Source organism: Streptomyces bobili (assembly GCF_002154575.1).
GTDB lineage: Bacteria > Actinomycetota > Actinomycetes > Streptomycetales > Streptomycetaceae > Streptomyces > Streptomyces bobili.
Window position 1 is genome coordinate 1 of record NZ_MUBA01000313.1, and the last position, 17,129, is coordinate 17,129.

General features: G+C 71.1%; 14 protein-coding genes and 1 pseudogene. 5 read left to right on the top strand and 10 right to left on the bottom strand.

Going from position 1 to position 17,129, the window contains the following annotated elements; translation table 11 throughout:
• Positions 1 to 237: pseudogene (locus BZL64_RS40640) on the bottom strand (hypothetical protein); the annotation flags it as partial.
• 28 nt (positions 238 to 265) lie between these two features.
• The gene (locus BZL64_RS39890; protein WP_158101556.1) at positions 266 to 403 is read right to left on the bottom strand and encodes a hypothetical protein; all 138 of its coding nucleotides are present in this window, start codon (positions 401 to 403) and stop codon (positions 266 to 268) included.
• 13 nt (positions 404 to 416) lie between these two features.
• Here BZL64_RS39890 and BZL64_RS24395 point away from each other — a divergent pair, with 13 nt between their 5' ends.
• On the top strand, positions 417 to 839 hold the full coding sequence (locus BZL64_RS24395) for an ATP-binding protein (protein ID WP_086771339.1): 423 nt from the start codon (positions 417 to 419) through the stop codon (positions 837 to 839).
• Between the two features lie 36 nt (positions 840 to 875).
• On the opposite strand, the gene BZL64_RS24400 is transcribed toward BZL64_RS24395, so the two are convergent.
• The 6 genes from BZL64_RS24400 to BZL64_RS24425 all read right to left on the bottom strand — a co-directional run bounded on the left by BZL64_RS24400 (position 876) and on the right by BZL64_RS24425 (position 8,116).
• A complete protein-coding gene (locus BZL64_RS24400; RefSeq protein WP_086771349.1) occupies positions 876 to 1,223 on the bottom strand; it encodes a DUF1330 domain-containing protein in 348 nt (115 codons plus the stop codon).
• A gap of 440 nt (positions 1,224 to 1,663) precedes the next feature.
• Positions 1,664 to 3,280 carry a glycoside hydrolase family 13 protein gene (locus BZL64_RS24405; RefSeq protein ID WP_086771340.1) on the bottom strand — a complete coding sequence of 539 codons (1,617 nt, stop codon included), beginning with the start codon at positions 3,278 to 3,280 and terminating at the stop codon, positions 1,664 to 1,666.
• A 163-nt stretch (positions 3,281 to 3,443) separates the two neighbouring features.
• Entirely contained in the window at positions 3,444 to 4,319 is an 876-nt protein-coding gene (locus tag BZL64_RS24410) for a carbohydrate ABC transporter permease (RefSeq protein WP_086771341.1), read from the bottom strand.
• A 17-nt stretch (positions 4,320 to 4,336) separates the two neighbouring features.
• Positions 4,337 to 5,308 carry a carbohydrate ABC transporter permease gene (locus BZL64_RS24415; protein WP_086771342.1) on the bottom strand — a complete coding sequence of 324 codons (972 nt, stop codon included), beginning with the start codon at positions 5,306 to 5,308 and terminating at the stop codon, positions 4,337 to 4,339.
• 146 nt (positions 5,309 to 5,454) lie between these two features.
• Positions 5,455 to 6,870, bottom strand: coding sequence for an ABC transporter substrate-binding protein (locus BZL64_RS24420; protein WP_086771343.1), 1,416 nt, complete (start codon positions 6,868 to 6,870; stop codon positions 5,455 to 5,457).
• A 235-nt stretch (positions 6,871 to 7,105) separates the two neighbouring features.
• Positions 7,106 to 8,116, bottom strand: coding sequence for a LacI family DNA-binding transcriptional regulator (locus BZL64_RS24425; RefSeq protein ID WP_086771344.1), 1,011 nt, complete (start codon positions 8,114 to 8,116; stop codon positions 7,106 to 7,108).
• 469 nt (positions 8,117 to 8,585) lie between these two features.
• On the opposite strand from BZL64_RS24425, the gene BZL64_RS24430 reads away from it, so the two are divergent.
• On the top strand, positions 8,586 to 12,020 hold the full coding sequence (locus BZL64_RS24430; RefSeq protein WP_086771345.1) for a CARDB domain-containing protein: 3,435 nt from the start codon (positions 8,586 to 8,588) through the stop codon (positions 12,018 to 12,020).
• Between the two features lie 69 nt (positions 12,021 to 12,089).
• Here BZL64_RS24430 and BZL64_RS24435 read toward each other — a convergent pair whose 3' ends face one another.
• Positions 12,090 to 13,370, bottom strand: coding sequence for a glycoside hydrolase family 16 protein (locus BZL64_RS24435; RefSeq protein WP_086771346.1), 1,281 nt, complete (start codon positions 13,368 to 13,370; stop codon positions 12,090 to 12,092).
• 254 nt (positions 13,371 to 13,624) lie between these two features.
• Between BZL64_RS24435 and BZL64_RS24440 the strand changes: the two genes are divergently transcribed.
• Together BZL64_RS24440 and BZL64_RS24445 are read left to right on the top strand one after the other, a co-directional pair.
• Positions 13,625 to 14,563, top strand: a complete 939-nt coding sequence (locus tag BZL64_RS24440) for an endonuclease/exonuclease/phosphatase family protein (protein WP_086771347.1) — start codon at positions 13,625 to 13,627, stop codon at positions 14,561 to 14,563.
• 152 nt (positions 14,564 to 14,715) lie between these two features.
• Positions 14,716 to 15,906, top strand: a complete 1,191-nt coding sequence (locus BZL64_RS24445; RefSeq protein ID WP_086771350.1) for an MFS transporter — start codon at positions 14,716 to 14,718, stop codon at positions 15,904 to 15,906.
• 38 nt (positions 15,907 to 15,944) lie between these two features.
• On the opposite strand, the gene BZL64_RS24450 is transcribed toward BZL64_RS24445, so the two are convergent.
• A complete protein-coding gene (locus tag BZL64_RS24450) occupies positions 15,945 to 16,313 on the bottom strand; it encodes a VOC family protein (RefSeq protein WP_086771348.1) in 369 nt (122 codons plus the stop codon).
• A 167-nt stretch (positions 16,314 to 16,480) separates the two neighbouring features.
• On the opposite strand from BZL64_RS24450, the gene BZL64_RS24455 reads away from it, so the two are divergent.
• A partial coding sequence (locus BZL64_RS24455; RefSeq protein ID WP_143663303.1) for an NAD-dependent epimerase/dehydratase family protein occupies positions 16,481 to 17,129 on the top strand: 649 nt, incomplete at its 3' end.

Genomic DNA, 17,129 nt, shown 5'->3' on the forward strand with positions numbered 1-17,129 from the left:
GACAGGGGAGGGGGACGGGGACCGGGAGGGCGTGCGCTGCGTGCTGCTTGACGGGGTGTCGGCTGCGGAGGCCGCGACGGTCCGTCCCGGGTCGCTGCCGCCATCGGGGCGCAGCACCATCACCAGGCAGAGGACGACGCCCGCGGCGGCCAGCGCCGCGATCGCTGTCGTCCACAGTCCGCGCGTGCCGGTGCGCGTGCGCCGGCGGCGGCTCGCGGCGTGCCTCGTAACCTTCATGTCCGTCCGTTCGAAGAGCGGGTCGACTTCACGTCGTCCAGTCGCCGCCCGGCTCGAAAAGGTTGCCGCCCTTTTCCGACGAGTTTTCGGTGCCGTCCGCCGCGGGCTCGACATGCCTCGACTCGCCGTCCGGGGGTACACGCCGGTGCGTGGCGGCAAGATCCACGAAAGGGGTCACCATGGACAGGTCCGGGCTGCGTGCGGTCGGGTGGGCGCGCACTCTGCCGATGCACAGTTCGGTGAAGGAGGCCCGCGACTGGGCCCGGGAACACCTCGATGCCCTGGGCTGGAGCGCCGGGGCCCCGGAGACCGCCGACGCCGTTCTGCTCGCGGTCTCCGAGCTGATCACGAACGCCCACCGGCACGCCCGTAGCAACGCCCAGCTCGTCATGGCGTGGGACAGCCATTGTCTGCACATCGCGGTGCACGACCACTCGGACGAACTGCCCGCTCCCCGGCAGCCCAGCACCGACCGTGTCGGAGGGCGGGGGATGCTCCTGGTCGACGCCCTCGCCGACAGCTGGGAGGCGCGTCCCTGCCCGCACGGGAAAACGGTCACGGCATGTTTCCGCCCGCCCGCCGCCGATGCCGGACGCAGCTGAACGGGCGGGCGTCCGGCGCTCGTCGGGCAGCGGACGCTAGCGCGCGGGCAGCGACTCGCGCAGTGCCTTCGCGGTGTGGGCGGCGTCGTAGCCCTCGGGGACGCCGGGGACCAGGATGATGTCGCCCTCGATGTGCCGGGCACGCAGGGGCGCGATCTCCTGATAGGCGGCGGAGACCCACCAGGCCCGCGCCCCGGCAAGGGACGGGAATCCGATCACCACGACGTGTCCCGGCCAGGCGCCCTCCATCACCTCGTGCTGCGCGCCGTGCACCAGGAAGCGGCCTCCGTACGGCTCGAAGGTCGCGGTGATGCGCTCGATGTACTCGGCGATGTCGGCGTGCGGTGCCGCTTCCCGCAGGTGGGCGATCGCGTAGGCAGACATGGTGTCCTTCCGTCCGGTGGGCTTCTCGACACCCACGATCCTGCGCCGTCGAAGGGCCGCGGTCGATTACCCCGGAGGTAAGCGCGGGGGTGCTCATGGCCCGTCCTGCGTCGGCCTGGACCGGGCGAACCCTGACGTGACTCTTCATCCCTGTGGGCAGGCAGCGGGAGGCCCTCGCCGGTTGTCGCACCGCCCTCGGCGTCTTCCGCGCCCCGGCGTGGTGCCCGCCGAGGAGGGCCGGCGGCCCCCACCCGCATCGGTGACACCCACGACGCCATGGGCGACCCGAAGCGGCGTGCACCGCCTGGCAGGCCGGCCTGACCCTTCTCGCCGGCCTCGACCACCCCGACGCCACCCGGCTCCGGTCCCGGCTCCAGGCAGCCGACGGGCAGCCGTCGTCGTCGTGATCGGGGGCCGGTCGGCCTCGCTGGGCCGACGGTTCACACGCGCAGCCAGACGGCGGTGTCGGTGGGCAGTCCGCCGTCGGTGTCCAGAGGGCCGCTGGTGAGGAGGACGGCGTCGTGGTCCGGCAGGGCGGCGGGGCGGCCCGCGAGGTTGACCACGCAGACCAGGCCCGGTGCGCGACGGAAGGCGAGAACGCCGTCGGGAGCGGGCAGCCACTCCAACGGGCCGTCACCCAGGGCAGGTTCGGTGCGGCGCAGCCGGAGCGCGGTGCGGTAGAGGCTCAGCATCGAGGCGGGGTCGGCGGCCTGGCGGTCGGCGGCGTACGCGGACCAGCCGGCGGGCTGCGGCAGCCAGGGTTCGGCGTCCGAGCCGAAACCGGCGTAGGGGGAGGCGGCTTTCCAGGGGAGGGGCACGCGACAGCCGTCGCGGCCGGGGTCGGTGCCTCCGGAGCGGAAGTGCATGGGGTCCTGGATGCACTCGCGCGGGATGTCCGCCTCGGGAAGGCCCAGTTCCTCGCCCTGGTAGAGGTAGACGGAGCCGGGCAGGGCGAGGGTGAGGAGAGCTGCGGCGCGGGCCCGGCGGGTGCCCAGCTCCAGGTCGGTCGGGGTGCCGAAGGCCTTGGTGGCGAAGTCGAAACCGGTGTCTGCACGGCCGTAGCGCGTGACGGTGCGTGTCACGTCGTGGTTGCACAGCACCCAGGTGGCGGGGGCCCCGACGGGGGCGTGCTCGGCGAGGGTGTCGTCGATGGCCGTACGCAGCCGGTGCGCGTCCCAGGGGCAGGCGAGGAAGGTGAAGTTGAACGCGGTGTGCAGTTCGTCGGGGCGCAGGTAGCGGGCGAAGCGCTCGGAGTCCGGCAGCCAGACCTCGCCGACGAAGACGGCGCCGTGGGCGTCGGCGACGCGCCGCCAGGAGCGGTAGATCTCGTGGAGTTCGTCGCGGTCGACGTAGGGGTGGGGGTCGCGGCCCTCGACGAAGTCGGGGAGGGCGGGGTCCTTGGCGGGCAGGGCGGCCGAGTCGATACGGACGCCTGCGACGCCGCGCTCGAACCAGAACCGCAGGACGCTCTCGTGTTCCTCGCGGACGGCCGGGTGGGCCCAGTTGAGGTCGGGCTGCTGAGGGGTGAACAGGTGCAGATACCACTCCCCGTCCTCGACCCGGGTCCAGGTCGGTCCGGCGAACTGTGACGGCCAGTCGTTGGGCGGCAGTTCGCCGTGCTCGCCGCGTCCGGGCCGGAAGTGGAACCGTTTGCGTTCGGGGCTGCCCGGTCCTGCGGCGAGCGCGGCCCGGAACCAGGGGTGCTGGTCGGAGACGTGGTTGGGCACGATGTCGACGATGGTGCGGATGCCGAGGGAACGGGCTTCGGCGATCAGTTTCTCGGCCTCGTCGAGGGTGCCGAAGGCGGGGTCGATGGTGCGGTAGTCGGCGACGTCGTAGCCGCCGTCGGCGAGCGGCGAGAGATACCAGGGGGTGAACCAGACGGCGTCGACGCCGAGTTCGGCGAGGTAGGGCAGCTTCGCCCGTACGCCCGCGAGGTCTCCGGTGCCGTCGCCGTCGCCGTCGGCGAAACTGCGGGGGTAGACCTGGTAGATGGCGGCGTCGCGCCACCAGTCGTCCGGGGAACCGGGGGTCGGGTCACGATGAGGGGCTGCCACGTGAGGGTCCTTTCGGGGCAGGGGTGGTTCTCCGCCGTCGCCCCGGACAGCGGGGCGTCGAGGACGAGGCGGCGGCGGAGGATTCGAAGAGGGGCGAGGGCGGCATGGGCGGCATCCCGAGGGCCCGGCGCGGCGCCCGTGCCGCCGCCGGGTGAGGGGCGCTTCAGCCCTTGAGGCCGCCCGCGGTCAGCCCGCTCATGATGTTGCGCTGGAAGACGAGGAACAGCACCAGGGTCGGCAGGGACGCGATGGTGAGGGAGGCGATCAGCACGTTCTCCGGCACGCTGGTGGCGAGCGAGTAGATGCCGACGGCGAGGGTCTGGCCCGTGGGGTCGGGCAGGACCAGCATCGGCCAGAGGAAGTCCTTCCAGACCCCGACGACGGCGAAGATGGACACCACGCCGAGGATGGGCCGCGAGATCGGCAGGACGACGGACCACAGGACGCGCAGCGGGCCTGCGCCGTCCATGGAGGCCGCGTCCAGGAGTTCCCTGGGGATGGAGTCGAAGAAGCGCTTCAGCAGGAAGATGGCGAAGGCGTTGGTGACCGAGGGCAGCCAGATCACCCAGGGCGAGTTGAGCAGGTTGCGCTGGATGATCGGCATGTCCAGCACGGTCAGGTACTGGGGTACGACGAGGACCGTCGCCGGGATCATCAGGGTGACGAGCATCATCCCGAGGACGGCCTTGCCGAGGACGGGCCGCAGTCTGGACAGCGAGTAGGCGGCGGCGACGTCCAGGACGAGCTGGAAGGCGAGCGCGCCGAAGGCGTAGTACAGGGTGTTGAGGAGCAGCCGGGCGAGGTCCATCACCTCCCAGGCCCGCCGGTAGTTCTCCGGGTGGACGGACCCGGGCACCCAGGTCGGAGGGGTCTGGACGGCTTCCTGGGTGGTTTTGAGGCCGCCGGACACCATCCAGTACAGGGGGCCCAGGAAGGCGAGCGTGAAGAGGGCGACGACGACGGCGAAGGCGAGCCAGTAGAGAAGTCTGCCGCGCGGGCGGGCCAGTTGAGCGGGCGAGATCAGTGTGCGTGTGGACATGTGTGTCTCCCCCGGTCCTAGTCGTCGGCGCTGCGGCTGAGCCTGGTGTACACGGCTGAGAAGCCGGCCAGCAGGACGAGCAGGAGCAGGCCGAGCGCCGCCGCGGCGCCGTAGTTGTTGAAGTTGAAGGCGTACTGGTAGATCAGATAGACGACCGTGGTGGTGGAGCCCTCCGGTCCGGCGCCGCCGGTGAGCAGGAAGGGCTCGATGAAGACCTGCATGGTGGCGATGACCTGCATGAGGAGCATCAGCAGCAGGACGAGCCTGGTCTGCGGGATCGTCACGTGCCACACCTTGCGCAGCAGCCCGGCCCCGTCGAGCTCGGCGGCCTCGTACAGCTCACCGGGGACGCCCTGGAGCGCGGCCAGGTAGATGAGGGTCGCGCCGCCCATGTTCATCCAGGTGGAGGCGACGACCACGGAGAGCATCGCCGTGTCGGGGTCCTGGAGCCACTGCTGGGCGGGGAGGCCGAAGACGGCGAGGACCTCGTTGAACATGCCGTACCCGGGGTCGTACAGGTACTTGAACAGCAGGACGGACGCGGTGGGCGGGAGCATCACGGGCAGGTAGACCAGCAGCCGCAGGTAGCCCTGCCCGTGCCGGAACTCGTTGATGACGAGGGCGGTGAGGAAGGGCACGGCGAAGCCCAGGACCAGCGCGAGGACGGTGAACCACAGGGTGTTGCGCCAGGCCTGTCCGAAGGCGGGGTCGTTCCAGACGGTGACGAAGTTGTCCCATCCGACCCAGCTGACGTGTCCGTTGTCGGTCTTCTGGAAGGCGAGCAGGAACTCGCGGACGATCGGGTACCAGGAGAAGAAGGCGAAGCAGAGCACCGCGCCGATGAGGAAGCCGTGGGCGGTGAGATTGCGGCGTACGGCCCGGGCGAGGCCCGCGTCCGGATGCCGTACGGCGCCGGCGCGGGTCCGCCGGGGAAGGCGGGGTCGGCGGTCCTTGGCCGTCGGGTCCTGCACGAGGGTGGGGGCCGGCATGGGGCGCTCCTTGACATGCTGCGGTGCCGCCGGACGCGACGGTCCTGGCACGTGACGTGGGCGGTCGGGTCCGCCCCTTCGTGCGGGGGCGGGCGCGGGGCGCGCTCCCGGGGCCGGGCGGTGCGACGCCGCCCGGCCCCGCGGGGTCACTGCGTGGCGAGAACCTGGTTGACCTGGGACTCCGCCGTCGACAGGAGCTTGTCGATGTCGGCGTCCTTGTTGGTGAGGAGGCCGGACATCACGTTGTCGAGGACCTTGTAGATCTCCTGGGCCTTCGGCGGTTCGGCCTTGCCCGGTACCGGGTTGTCCATGAACGCCTTGAAGTTCTCCACCGGCATGGTCGCGTACCGCTTGCGGGCCGCGTCGTCCTCGGCCTTGCTGTCGTTCAGCCACAGGTTGGGCTGCGGAAGTCCGACGGGCAGGCCGTCGGCCTTGGCGCGCCGCCAGTCGTAGTGGCCCTTGCCGACGGTGGTGAACTTGAAGTTGAGCCAGGCGACGGCGGCCTTGACCTTGTCGGGCGAAATACCCTTCTTGATCATGTAGTTGTTGCCGCCGGCGAGGGTGTTCTTGCCTCCGGGGATGGGGCCCATACCGAAGTTCTCGTACTCGGCGCCGAGTTGCTGGACCATGTAGGTCACGTCGTCCGGCGCCGCGAGGAACATGCCGAGCTTGTCGGTGGCGATCTGCTTCTGGAGGTCGCCCCACTTGAGCAGCTGTGTCCTGCCCATGGAGTCGTCCTCCCAGCGCATGGCGTGCAGGTTCCGGGCGACCTGCTCGCCGATGGCGTCGTTGAAGGCGGCCTTCTTGCCTGAGGTGTCCACGACGTCACCGCCGAGGCTGTACATCTGTGCGGTGAAGTGCCAGCCGCCGGTGTTGGCGGCGCTGTATTCGCCGAACCCGGCGACGCCGCCGCCGAGGGCCGCGATCTTGTCGGCGGCGGCGCGGACGTCGTCCCAGGTGGCCGGTGGGGTGTCCGGGTCGAGGCCGGCCTGCGTGAAGAGCTTGCGGTTGATCAGCAGGCCCATCCGGTAGTTGCTGGTGGGCAGGCCGTAGAGCTTGCCGTCCTGTTTGAGGGAGCCGAGGACGTCCGGGTCGATGTCCTTGAGCAGCGGGACGGTCCGGTCGTTGACGTAGGCGCTGATGTCCTGGGCGCCGTCGTTGTCGAGGACCTGCGCGAGGTCGGTGAAGTAGGTGTAGAACACGTCGGGCTGGGACTTGGCCTTGAGCATCGCGGTGAAGCGGGGCGGCTCCAGGCACTGGCCGGGGGTGGACCGGCCCTGGACGGTGACGTTGGGGTAGGTCTTGTTGAACTCCTCGACGTCCTCGTTCCACTCCTTCAGCTCGGCCGCCTTCGCCGCCGGGGGCATGCAGTCGATGGTGATGGTCACTTTGGTCTTGGGGTCCAGCGGCGCTGCGGGATCCGCGTTCGCGCTGTTCCCGGAACCGTTGTCGTCGTCTTTGCTGCTGCTCGTGCCGCAGGCGGCGAGCGCCGTCAGGGTGAGGGCGGAGGCGAGGGTGACCGCGCCGGCGCGACGGGTGCGGCGGAGCCGAGCTTTTCTCATGGGTGGTCCCCCTTGGGCAGGAACGTGGAAGGCGCCCCTCGCCGAGGCGATGGGGGCGCCGCACACTCAACCACCGCCGACAAGCGGTCGCAATATCTCGCGCGGATTTCGTAATTGTTTGACAGAGAGGTGTCGAGAGTCGGCTCGGTGACCGGCACCGCCGCGCAAGTGAGGGCGGAACGCGCACAGTTGGCACGCTGCCGTGCCGCTCCATGCCGTGGCCGTGCGCCTTCGGTCAGTCCCGCGGGGCCTGCGCGGTGGAGCCTCGGACCACCAGCTCCGGCTCGAACAACAGCTCCCCGGGCGGCACTTCCCCGCCCTGGATCTGGGCGCAGAGCAGGTCCACGGCGGCCCGGCCCATGGCTTCGATGGGCTGGCGCACGGTCGTCAGCGGTGGCTCGACGCAGTTCATGAAGGCCGAGTCGTCGAAGCCGACGACCGACACCTGTCCGGGCACGGCGAGGCCGCGCCGCCGGGCGGCCCGGATGGCGCCGAGGGCGAGCGGGTCGCTGGCGCAGATGATGCCGGTGACACCGCGTTCCAGCAGGCGCGTGGTGGCCGCCTGGCCGCCCTCCAGGGAGAACATCGAACGTTCCACGCGGTCGTCGGGCAGGGTGGCGCCGGACGCCTCGGCGGCGGCGCGGGCGGCGGCGAGTTTGCGCCGCGAGGGAATGTGGTCGCCGGGGCCGAGAACCAGGCCGATACGCTCGTGGCCCAGCAGGGACAGGTGGCGCCAGGCCTGCTCGACGGCGACGGCGTCGTCGCAGGAGACACAGGGGAAGTCCAGTTCCGCAATGGCGGCGTTGATCAGCACCACCGGGATCTTCCGTTCGGCGAGCTGGTGGTAGTGGTCGTGCGGGGCGTCGGCCTGGGCGAACAGTCCGCCGGCGAACACCACTCCGGAGACGTGCTGCTGCAGGAGCAGCTCGACGTAGTCGGCCTCGGAGACACCGCCCTTGGTCTGGGTGCACAGCACCGGGGTCAGTCCCTGCTGGGCCAGCGCGGCGCCGATGACCTCGGCGAACAGCGGGAAGATCGGGTTCTGCAGCTCGGGCAGGACCAGGCCCACGAGGCGGGCGCGTTCGCCGCGCAGCTGGGTGGGGCGCTCGTAGCCGAGCACGTCCAGCGCGGTCAGCACGGACTGCCGGGTGGCGTCCGAGACTCCGGGCTTGCCGTTGAGCACCCGGCTGACCGTGGCCTCGCTGACTCCAACCTTCTTGGCTACCTGAGCAAGTCGTCGCGTCATGAACGAAAGGCTAGCGCAAGCGCCGCAAGCGACTTGCGTGAATCTCGGGCGCTCGGACGTCCATCGCGATGTGGTGCGGGCGCGGGCCGTAGCGCGTGCCACCGCTCCGACCGTGGCGCTCCTCCCGGAAACCCCTTCCCTGCCCGTCCTTCCCCTTACCGCCCGCTCAGCGCCTTGGCCAGCCGCTTTCACGGTGACTGTCGGGAAAAGCAAGTCTGCGGGCAAGGAACGCAAGCAGTTTGCGCGGCGACTGAAGGCGCTACCGGGACCGTTGACAAACCTGGGACTCACTAGAAACCTGTGCGTAGTTTCCGCAAAGAATCGACCGTCCCACTCAAAATCATGTGCACGGCGGCGTTCGCTCTCGCGGGTCTGCCTCCCTGGGGGTCGTCCCGCTCCTCTCCTCCCCGTACCTCCCCCGCCGGTCCGCCGCGCCCTCCGCCGTGCCACCGATCGAACAGAGGACCTCATGAGATGGAGACCACCAGGCCGTCGGCCCCTGACCGGCGTGGTCATCGCCGGACTCGTCACGACGGGACTGCTGCCGCTCACTTCCGCCTCCCCCGCCCAGGCAGCCCCGGCCGCGGCGGCCGCCGCTGATGTCAACCTGGCCCTGGGCCGCCCGGCCACCGCCGGCGGCTCCCACGCCGAGTACCCGGCGTCCCGCACCACCGACGGCGCCCAGGCCTCCTACTGGGAAGGGCCCGCGGGCGCCTTCCCGCAGTGGGTTCAGGTCGACCTCGGGGAGGTTCACGACGTGAACCGGATCGTGCTGAAACTCCCCACGGGCTGGGAGAGCCGCAACCAGACCCTGTCCGTCCAGGGCAGCACCGACGGATCACAGTTCAGCGCCCTCGCCGCCTCGGCGGTGCGGGTGTTCGACCCGGCGCAGGCCAACACCGTCTCCGTCGCGCCGGCCTCCCCCGCCGATGTCCGGTACGTCCGCGTCAACGTGTCCGGCAACACCGGCTGGAACGCCGCCCAGCTCTCCGAACTGGAGGTGTACGGCGAGGACGACGGCACCGAACCGCCGCCGGCCGGCACCAACCTGGCCCGGAACAAGCCCGTCGAGGCCACCTCGTCCGTGCAGAGCTACGTGGCCGCCCATGCCACCGACGACTCCACCGCCACCTACTGGGAGGCGGCCGGCCACCCCGCTGACCTCACCGTGAAACTCGGCGCCGACGCCGATCTGAGCGCCGTGGTCGTCAAGCTCAACCCCGACCCGGTGTGGGCCGCCCGTACCCAGGGCATCCAGGTCCTCGGCCGGCCACAGTCGGCAACCGGTTTCACCTCCCTTGTAGCGGCGAAGACCTACGCCTTCAGCCCGGCGAGCGGCAACACGGTGACCGTTCCGATCAGCGGTCGCTGGGCCGACGTACGCCTGCGGTTCTCCTCCAACACCGGGGCGCCCGGCGGCCAGGTCGCCGAGTTCCAGGTCGTCGGCACCGCGGCACCCGCGCCCGACCTGACGGTCACGACCCTGGACTGGACGCCCGCCGCGCCCACCGAACGCGACCCGGTCACCGTGCGGGCCACCGTCCGCAACGCCGGCACCGCGCGCTCCGCCGCCACCACCGTGGAGGCGAGTGTCGAGGGCACGGTCGCGGGCAGCGGCGCCGTCCCGGCACTCGACCCGGGCGCCACCGCCGTCGTCGACGTGGCCACCGGCACGCGTACGGCGGGCAGTTACGCCGTGTCGGCCGTCGTCGACCCACGTGGCACGGTCGCCGAGCTGGACGACTCCAACAACAGCCGCGCCGCCGCGAACCGGCTGATGGTGGCCCGGTCCCCCGGACCGGACCTGGAGGTGCGCTCCATCACCACCAGCCCGGCCGCCCCGGCCGTCGGCACACCCGTCTCCTTCACCGTGGCCGTGCACAACCGCGGGACCACCGCGGCGCCCGCCGGTTCGGTGACCCGCGTCCAGGCCGGTTCGACCATCCTGAACGGCGCCACCGGCCAGGTGGCTCCGGACGCCACGGTGAACGTGCCGATCAGCGGCACCTGGACGGCGACCGCCGGCGGAGCCACCGTCACCGCGACAGCCGACGCCACGGGACTGGTCACCGAGACCGACGAGAACAACAACGTGCACGCGAAGTCCCTGGTCGTCGGGCGCGGAGCCGCCGTCCCGTACACCGAGTACGAGGCGGAGGACGGCCGCTACTCGGGCACACTGCTGACGGCCGACGCCAAACGGACCTTCGGACACACCAACTTCGCCACCGAGTCCTCGGGCCGGCAGTCGGTCCGCCTCAACTCCACCGGCCAGTACGTGGAGTTCACCTCCAGCAACCCGGCCAACTCCATCGTGGTGCGCAACTCAGTCCCGGACTCCGCGACCGGCGGCGGCGCGGACGCCACGATCAGCCTCTACGCCGACGGCACCTTCGTGCGGAAGCTGACCCTGTCCTCGAAACACAGCTGGCTGTACGGCGGCACCGACGACCCGGAGGGGCTGACCAACCGGCCCGGCGGCGACGCCCGGCGTCTGTTCGACGAGTCCCACGCGCTGCTCCCACAGACCTACCCGGTGGGCACCACGTTCCGCCTCCAGCGGGACGCGGGCGACTCGGCCGCGTTCCAGATCATCGACCTCGTCGACCTGGAGCAGGTGGCACCCCCGGCGGCCAAGCCGGCCGCCTGTACCTCGATCACCGAGTACGGCGCGGTCCCGAGCGACGGCCTCGACGACACCGACGCCCTGCAACGGGCGGTCACCGCCGACCAGAACGGGCAGATCGCCTGCGTGTGGATCCCGGCCGGGCAGTGGCGCCAGGAACAGAAGATCCTCACCGACGACCCGCTCGACCGCGGCCAGTTCAACCAGGTGGGCATCCGGGACGTCACGATCCGCGGCGCCGGCATGTGGCACTCCCAGCTGTACACGCTGACCCCGCCGCACGAGGCGGGCGGCATCAACCACCCGCACGAGGGCAACTTCGGCTTCGACATCGACCACAACACGCAGATCTCCGACATCGCCATCTTCGGCTCGGGCACCATCCGGGGCGGCGACGGCAACCACGAGGGCGGCGTCGGCCTCAACGGCCGCTTCGGCAAGGGAACGAAGATCACCAACGTGTGGATCGAGCACGCCAACGTCGGCGTGTGGGCGGGCCGGGACTACTCCAACCTCCCCGAGCTGTGGGGCCCCGGCGACGGACTGGAGTTCACCGGCGTCCGCATCCGCAACACCTACGCCGACGGGGTCAACTTCGCCAACGGCACCCGTAACTCCACCGTCTACGACTCGTCCTTCCGCAACACCGGCGACGACGCGCTCGCGGTCTGGGCCAGCAAGTACGTCAAGGACACCGCGGTGGACGTCGGCCACGACAACCACTTCCGCAACAACACCGTCCAGCTGCCCTGGCGGGCCAACGGAATCGCGGTGTACGGCGGTTACGGGAACACGATCGAGAACAACGTCGTGTCCGACACCATGAACTACCCCGGCATCATGCTGGCCACCGACCACGATCCGCTGCCGTTCTCCGGGCAGACCCTGATCGCGGGCAACGCCCTGTACCGCACAGGTGGCGCCTTCTGGAGCGAGGCGCAGGAGTTCGGCGCGATCACCCTCTTCGCGCAGGGCCAGGACATTCCCGGCGTCACCATCCGGGACACCGAGATCCACGACTCGACCTACGACGGCATCCAGTTCAAGACGGGCGGCGGGGCGATGCCGGGCGTGAGGATCACGGACGTCCGCATCGACCGGTCGGCCAACGGTTCCGGCATCCTCGCGATGAGCGGCGCCCGTGGCAGCGCCACCCTGACCGACGTCACGATCAGCGGCTCGGCCGAGGGCGACGTACTCGTCGAACCGGGCTCGCAGTTCACGATCACCGGCACACCGAACGGGACGCCGGGGACGGCCCGGCGAAGCGTCGGCTGACGCCGCGGCCGACCCCGTGGTGACGGGGTCGGCCGCTCCCTTCCGAAGACCGCGGATCACATCATCTCGTCAACGGGTCACCGTCCACTTCTGGTTGGCGGCTCCGGTGCAGGTCCAGATGTGCAGCCGGGTTCCGTTGGCGGAGCTGCCGCCGGACGCGTCCAGGCACTTGTTCGCCTGCGGGTTGACGATGTCCCGCGCGGCGGGGACGGCCCACTGCTGGGCGGGGGTGCCGTTGCAGTCCCAGAGCTGGACGAGGGTGCCGTCGGCCGTGCCGCCGGAGGCCACGTCCAGGCACTTGCCGAGCGCGCGGATCGTACCGTCGCCGCCGACGGTCCACCGCTGGGCGGCGGTGCCGTTGCAGTCGTAGAGCTGTACGGCCGTGCCGTTGGCGCTGTCGGCGCCGGCGACGTCGACGCACTTGCCGCCGATGCCGGTGATCGGGCCGCTGCCGCCGGGCTGGGCGGTGTCGGTGCTGACGCGGACGTAGTCGACCAGGAGCTGCTGGGGGAAGGCGGTGCTGCCGTCGGGGTCGCCGGGCCAGTAACCGCCGACCGCGAGGTTGAGGATGAGGAAGAAGGGCTTGTCGAAGACCCATTGCCGGCCACCGAGGTCGGCGGGGGTACGGCGCTGGTAGACCGTGCCGTCCACGGACCAGGTGATCGCGTTCGGGCTCCAGTCGACGGCGAAGGTGTGGAAGGCGTCGGCGAAGGCCTGTCCACCGGGAAGCGTGTATCCGGCGCCGATGCCCCCGGAGCCGGAGTAGCCGGGCCCGTGCAGGGTGCCGTGCACGGTGGACGGTTCGAAGCCCACGTTCTCCATGACGTCGATCTCGCCCGAGTTGGGCCAGCCGACCTGGCCGATGTCGTTGCCGAGCATCCAGAACGCGGGCCACATGCCCTGCCCGCGCGGGACCTTCATCCGGGCCTCGACACGGCCGTACGTCGTGGTGAACCTGCCCGCCGTGTTCAGTCGGGCGGAGGTGTACTCGCACCGCCCGTACCAGCACTGGTAGTTGCCCGGGTTCTCGCGACGGGCGGTGATCACGAGGTGACCCTGGCCGTCCAGGGCGGCGTTGCGGTTCCCGGCGGTGTAGTACTGCCGCTCGTGGTTGTTGACGTTGTCGCCGGTCTCGGTCTGCCATTTCGCGGCGTCCACGCCGGCGCCCGCGGGCCCGTCGAACTCGTCGGAGAAGGTGACGGCGGCGGCCTGTGCTTCGGCGACGGCGGGTACGGCGGCGGCCCGCCCGGAGACGGACGCGCCCTGCGCGAGGCCGGTGGACAGTGACGCGAAGGCGAGGAGCGGCGCGAGCGACCAGAGCAGGCGCCGGGGGAAGCGCGGGGAGTCCATGACTCTCCCTTCATCGGGCATGACACGAAGACCGGCGTGCGTACGGCGTTCGGCCGGTCGGAGCGCATGGGGGGTGGGGGTGGTGTGGGTGGTGCGGGCCACTTACTTCACTGTGTGATTTAAGAAGTAAGCAATGCCCATGTCAAGAGTTTGGTCTGGACCACGACGGCGACATGGGGCCCGCCCGTACGATGTCCGTCAGTACGATGATCGACAGTTCGGGACCGACCGGTCTCCGGCGCCAGGGAGTTGCCATGCCGCACGGGTGGGTGCTCGCCGCCTCCGCGGTCGTCACGGCCGCGCTGCTGGCGTTCCACCGGACCGTGCACCGCGTCGCGGACGGGCCGGGCGGTCTGCTGGAGTCGTTCCTGCCGTGGCTCGGGCTGGTGGTCGTGGCGCTGCTCGGCCTGGCGCTGCTGCGCCGGTCGGCCATGGCGCTGACCGCCCTCCTCCTGCCGGCGGCTCTGTGGACGCATCTGCACGCCGGACTGCTGCTGCCCCGGCCGGAGCCGGGCGCGCGGGACGTGGTCGTGGTGCAGCACAACGTGAGTGACGAGAACGGCGACCCCGAGGGTACGGCCCGCGCCCTGGCCGATGCCGAGCCCGACCTCATCGCCCTCGAGGAACTCGTGCCCTCGGCACTGCCGGTCTACGAGCGCACGCTCGCCGCGCGTTACCCCCACCGGACCGTTCAGGGCACGGTCGGACTCTGGTCGAAGCATCCGCTCACCGAAGCGGGGCCGCTGGACATCAAACCCCGCGGGATCACGGAGGACTGGAGCCGTGCGCTGCGAGCGGTGGCCCGCACACCGTACGGCGAGATCGCGGTGTACGTCGCGCACCTGCCCTCGGTCCGCGTGCGGGCGAGCGGCCTGGCCTCCTCCTGGCGCGACGAGAGCGCCGGGCTCCTGGGGCGGGCCGTCGAGGCGGAGGGACTGAGGACGGTGATCCTGCTGGGAGACCTCAACGGCACGGTGGACGACCGTGGGTTGGCGCCTCTGACCTCACGGATGAAAGCGGCGGAAAGGGGTTTCGCCTTCAGTTTCCCCGCCTCCTTCCCGCTGGCCCGGATCGACCAGGTGATGGCCCGCTCGGCGCGGGTGAGTCACATCCGCACCCTGCCGGCCACCGGCAGCGATCACCTCCCCGTCGCCGCCCTGATCAGGCCGGACGACGGACCGGTGGACCGCTGAGATCAGGCGCCGTGGGCGGTGTCCGCGCGCACCTCGCAGCCGCCTTGGCCACGGGACTCCTACACACCCTGCGGGTCGCCAGGGACGAAGCCCTGCTGCACACGGGCACGTCGTACCGGGCGGAAACGCGTTACCGCGTTACCGTCGGCCGCATGGACGGTGATCGCCGGAAATGGCTGACGTGTCTGCTCGCCGGAGCCGTGTTCGCCGTGTGCATGGCCGGCACGACCCTCCCGACTCCCCTCTACGGCCTTTACCAACAGAAGTTCGGCTTCTCCGAGCTGACGGTCACCGTCGTGTACGCCGTGTACGCCTTCGCGGTGATCGGCGTCCTGCTGCTGGCGGGCAACGCCTCCGACACCGTGGGCAGACGGATCGTGCTGCTGACGGGCCTGGGCTGCGCGGCGGCGAGCGCCGTCTGCTTCCTCGGCGCCGACTCGCTCGCCTGGCTGTACGCGGGCCGGCTGCTGTCGGGGCTGTCCGCCGGGCTGTTCACCGGAGCCGCCACGGCGTACGTCATGGATCTCGCGCCGCGCGGCGGCGGTCCCCGGGCCACGTTCGTGGCGACGGCCGCCAACATGGGCGGCCTGGGCTGCGGTCCCCTCCTCGCCGGCCTCCTCGCGCAGTACGCTCCCTGGCCGCTGTACCTGCCGTTCGCCGTGCACCTCGCCCTGGTGGCGGGCTCGGCCGCCGTCCTGCTGTGGCTTCCGGAGACCGTCCGGGAACTGCGGCCACTGAGTACCGTACGGCCGCAGCGCCCCGCCCTGCCCGCCGAGGTACGGGCCGTCTTCGGGCCGGCGGCCATCGCCTCCTTCGTCGGGTTCGCGCTGTTCGGGGTGTTCACCTCGGTCAGCCCCGCGTTCCTCGCCCAGTCCCTGGACGTGGACAACCATGCCGTGAGCGGGCTGGTCGTCGCCCTGGCCTTCTTCTCCTCGACCGCCGGGCAACTGGCCGTCGGACGGGTCGGGGTCCGGCGCTCGCTGCCGCTGGGCTGCGCCGCGCTGCTGGCCGGACTGGCGCTCCTCGCGGGCGCGTTGCGGTGGGAGCTGCTGACGCTCGTGGTGCTGAGCGCGATCGTCGGCGGGACCGGGCAGGGGCTGGCGTTCCGCGGCGCGCTGTCCGCGGTGGCCGGGGCCTCCCCCGCCGAGCAGCGGGCGGCGGTCATCTCGACGCTGTTCGTGGTGGCCTACGCGGGCATTTCCGTCCCGGTGATCGGCGTGGGCGTACTCTCCGAACCGCTCGGCCTGGAGGGCGCCGGCCTGGTCTTCATCGCCTGCATGGCGGTGCTCGTCTCGGGCGCGGCAGCGTATCTGCTGCGCCGCCCGCTGCCGGTGACCTCGTGACCCGGCGCGGCCGTCACCACCGCCGCAGGTCCTACGGGTCAGCCCCTGACCAGGCAGAACGGGTGACCGGCCAGGTCCGTGAGGACCCGCCACCGGGCACCGCCCGGCTGATGGTCCGGCTTGCCTGCGCCCAGTTCGAGCAGCCGGGCCTCGGCTCGGTCCAAGTCCTCGACCGCGAAGTCGAGGTGGAACTGCTGAGGAACCGTCTGGTCGGGCCAGCCCGGAGCCTGGTAGTCGTCGACCCGCTGGAAGCCGATGAAAAGCCCGTTCTCATCGGTCAGTCCGGCGAACTCGGCGTCGGACTCCGGGTGCGGTTCGAGGCCGGTGGCCTGCTCGTAGAAGGCCGCGAGGGCGAGTGGGTCGGGGCAGTCGAGCGTGATCGCCCTCAGTGTCATCCGCGGGGACATGACACCTCCGTTCGATGAATGGATCTTCCCGAGGCCACCACTCTGGATTCGGCCGGCCCCGTTGCGACGGGCGAGGGCCTCCGCGATCCTCGCGGCCCGTCTTACGGAGTGATGACGTGCCGGGCGGGTCACGGCGCGCGGTGGGTTGGCGGTCCTAGCGTAGGCGTATGCGTGTACTGGTCACCGGCGGTGCCGGGTTCATCGGGTCCCATGTGGTCGACGTCCTGCGGGCGCACGGGCACGAACCGCTCGTGTTCGACGTGAGGGAGGATCCGGCCGCCGACGTCCGCGATCCGGCGGCCGTGGCCGACGCCCTCGCGGGTGTCGACGCCGTCTGTCATCAGGCGGCGATGGTCGGGCTCGGCAACGGGGTCGCCGACGCGGCGGAGTACGTCTCCCGCAACGACCTGGGCACGGCCGTGCTGCTCGCCGCCATGGCCGGAGCGGGCGTACGGCGTCTCGTGCTGGCCGGGTCGATGGTCGTGTACGGCGAGGGGCGTTACGCGTGCGCGCGGCACGGGGTGGTGCGGCCGGGGCCGCGGGCCGTGGCCGATCTGGACGCGGGCCGGTTCGAGCCGCTCTGTCCGGCCTGCGGGCACGACCTTGCCCCCGGACTGGTCGGCGAGGACGCCCCCCTCGACCCGCGCAACGTGTACGCGACGACGAAACTCGCGCAGGAGCACCTGTCCGCCGCGTGGGCGCGCTCCACCGGCGGTTCGGCGGTTTCGCTGCGTTACCACAACGTGTACGGGCCGCGGATGCCCCGCGACACGCCGTACGCGGGTGTGGCCTCGTTCTTCCGTTCCGCGCTCGCCC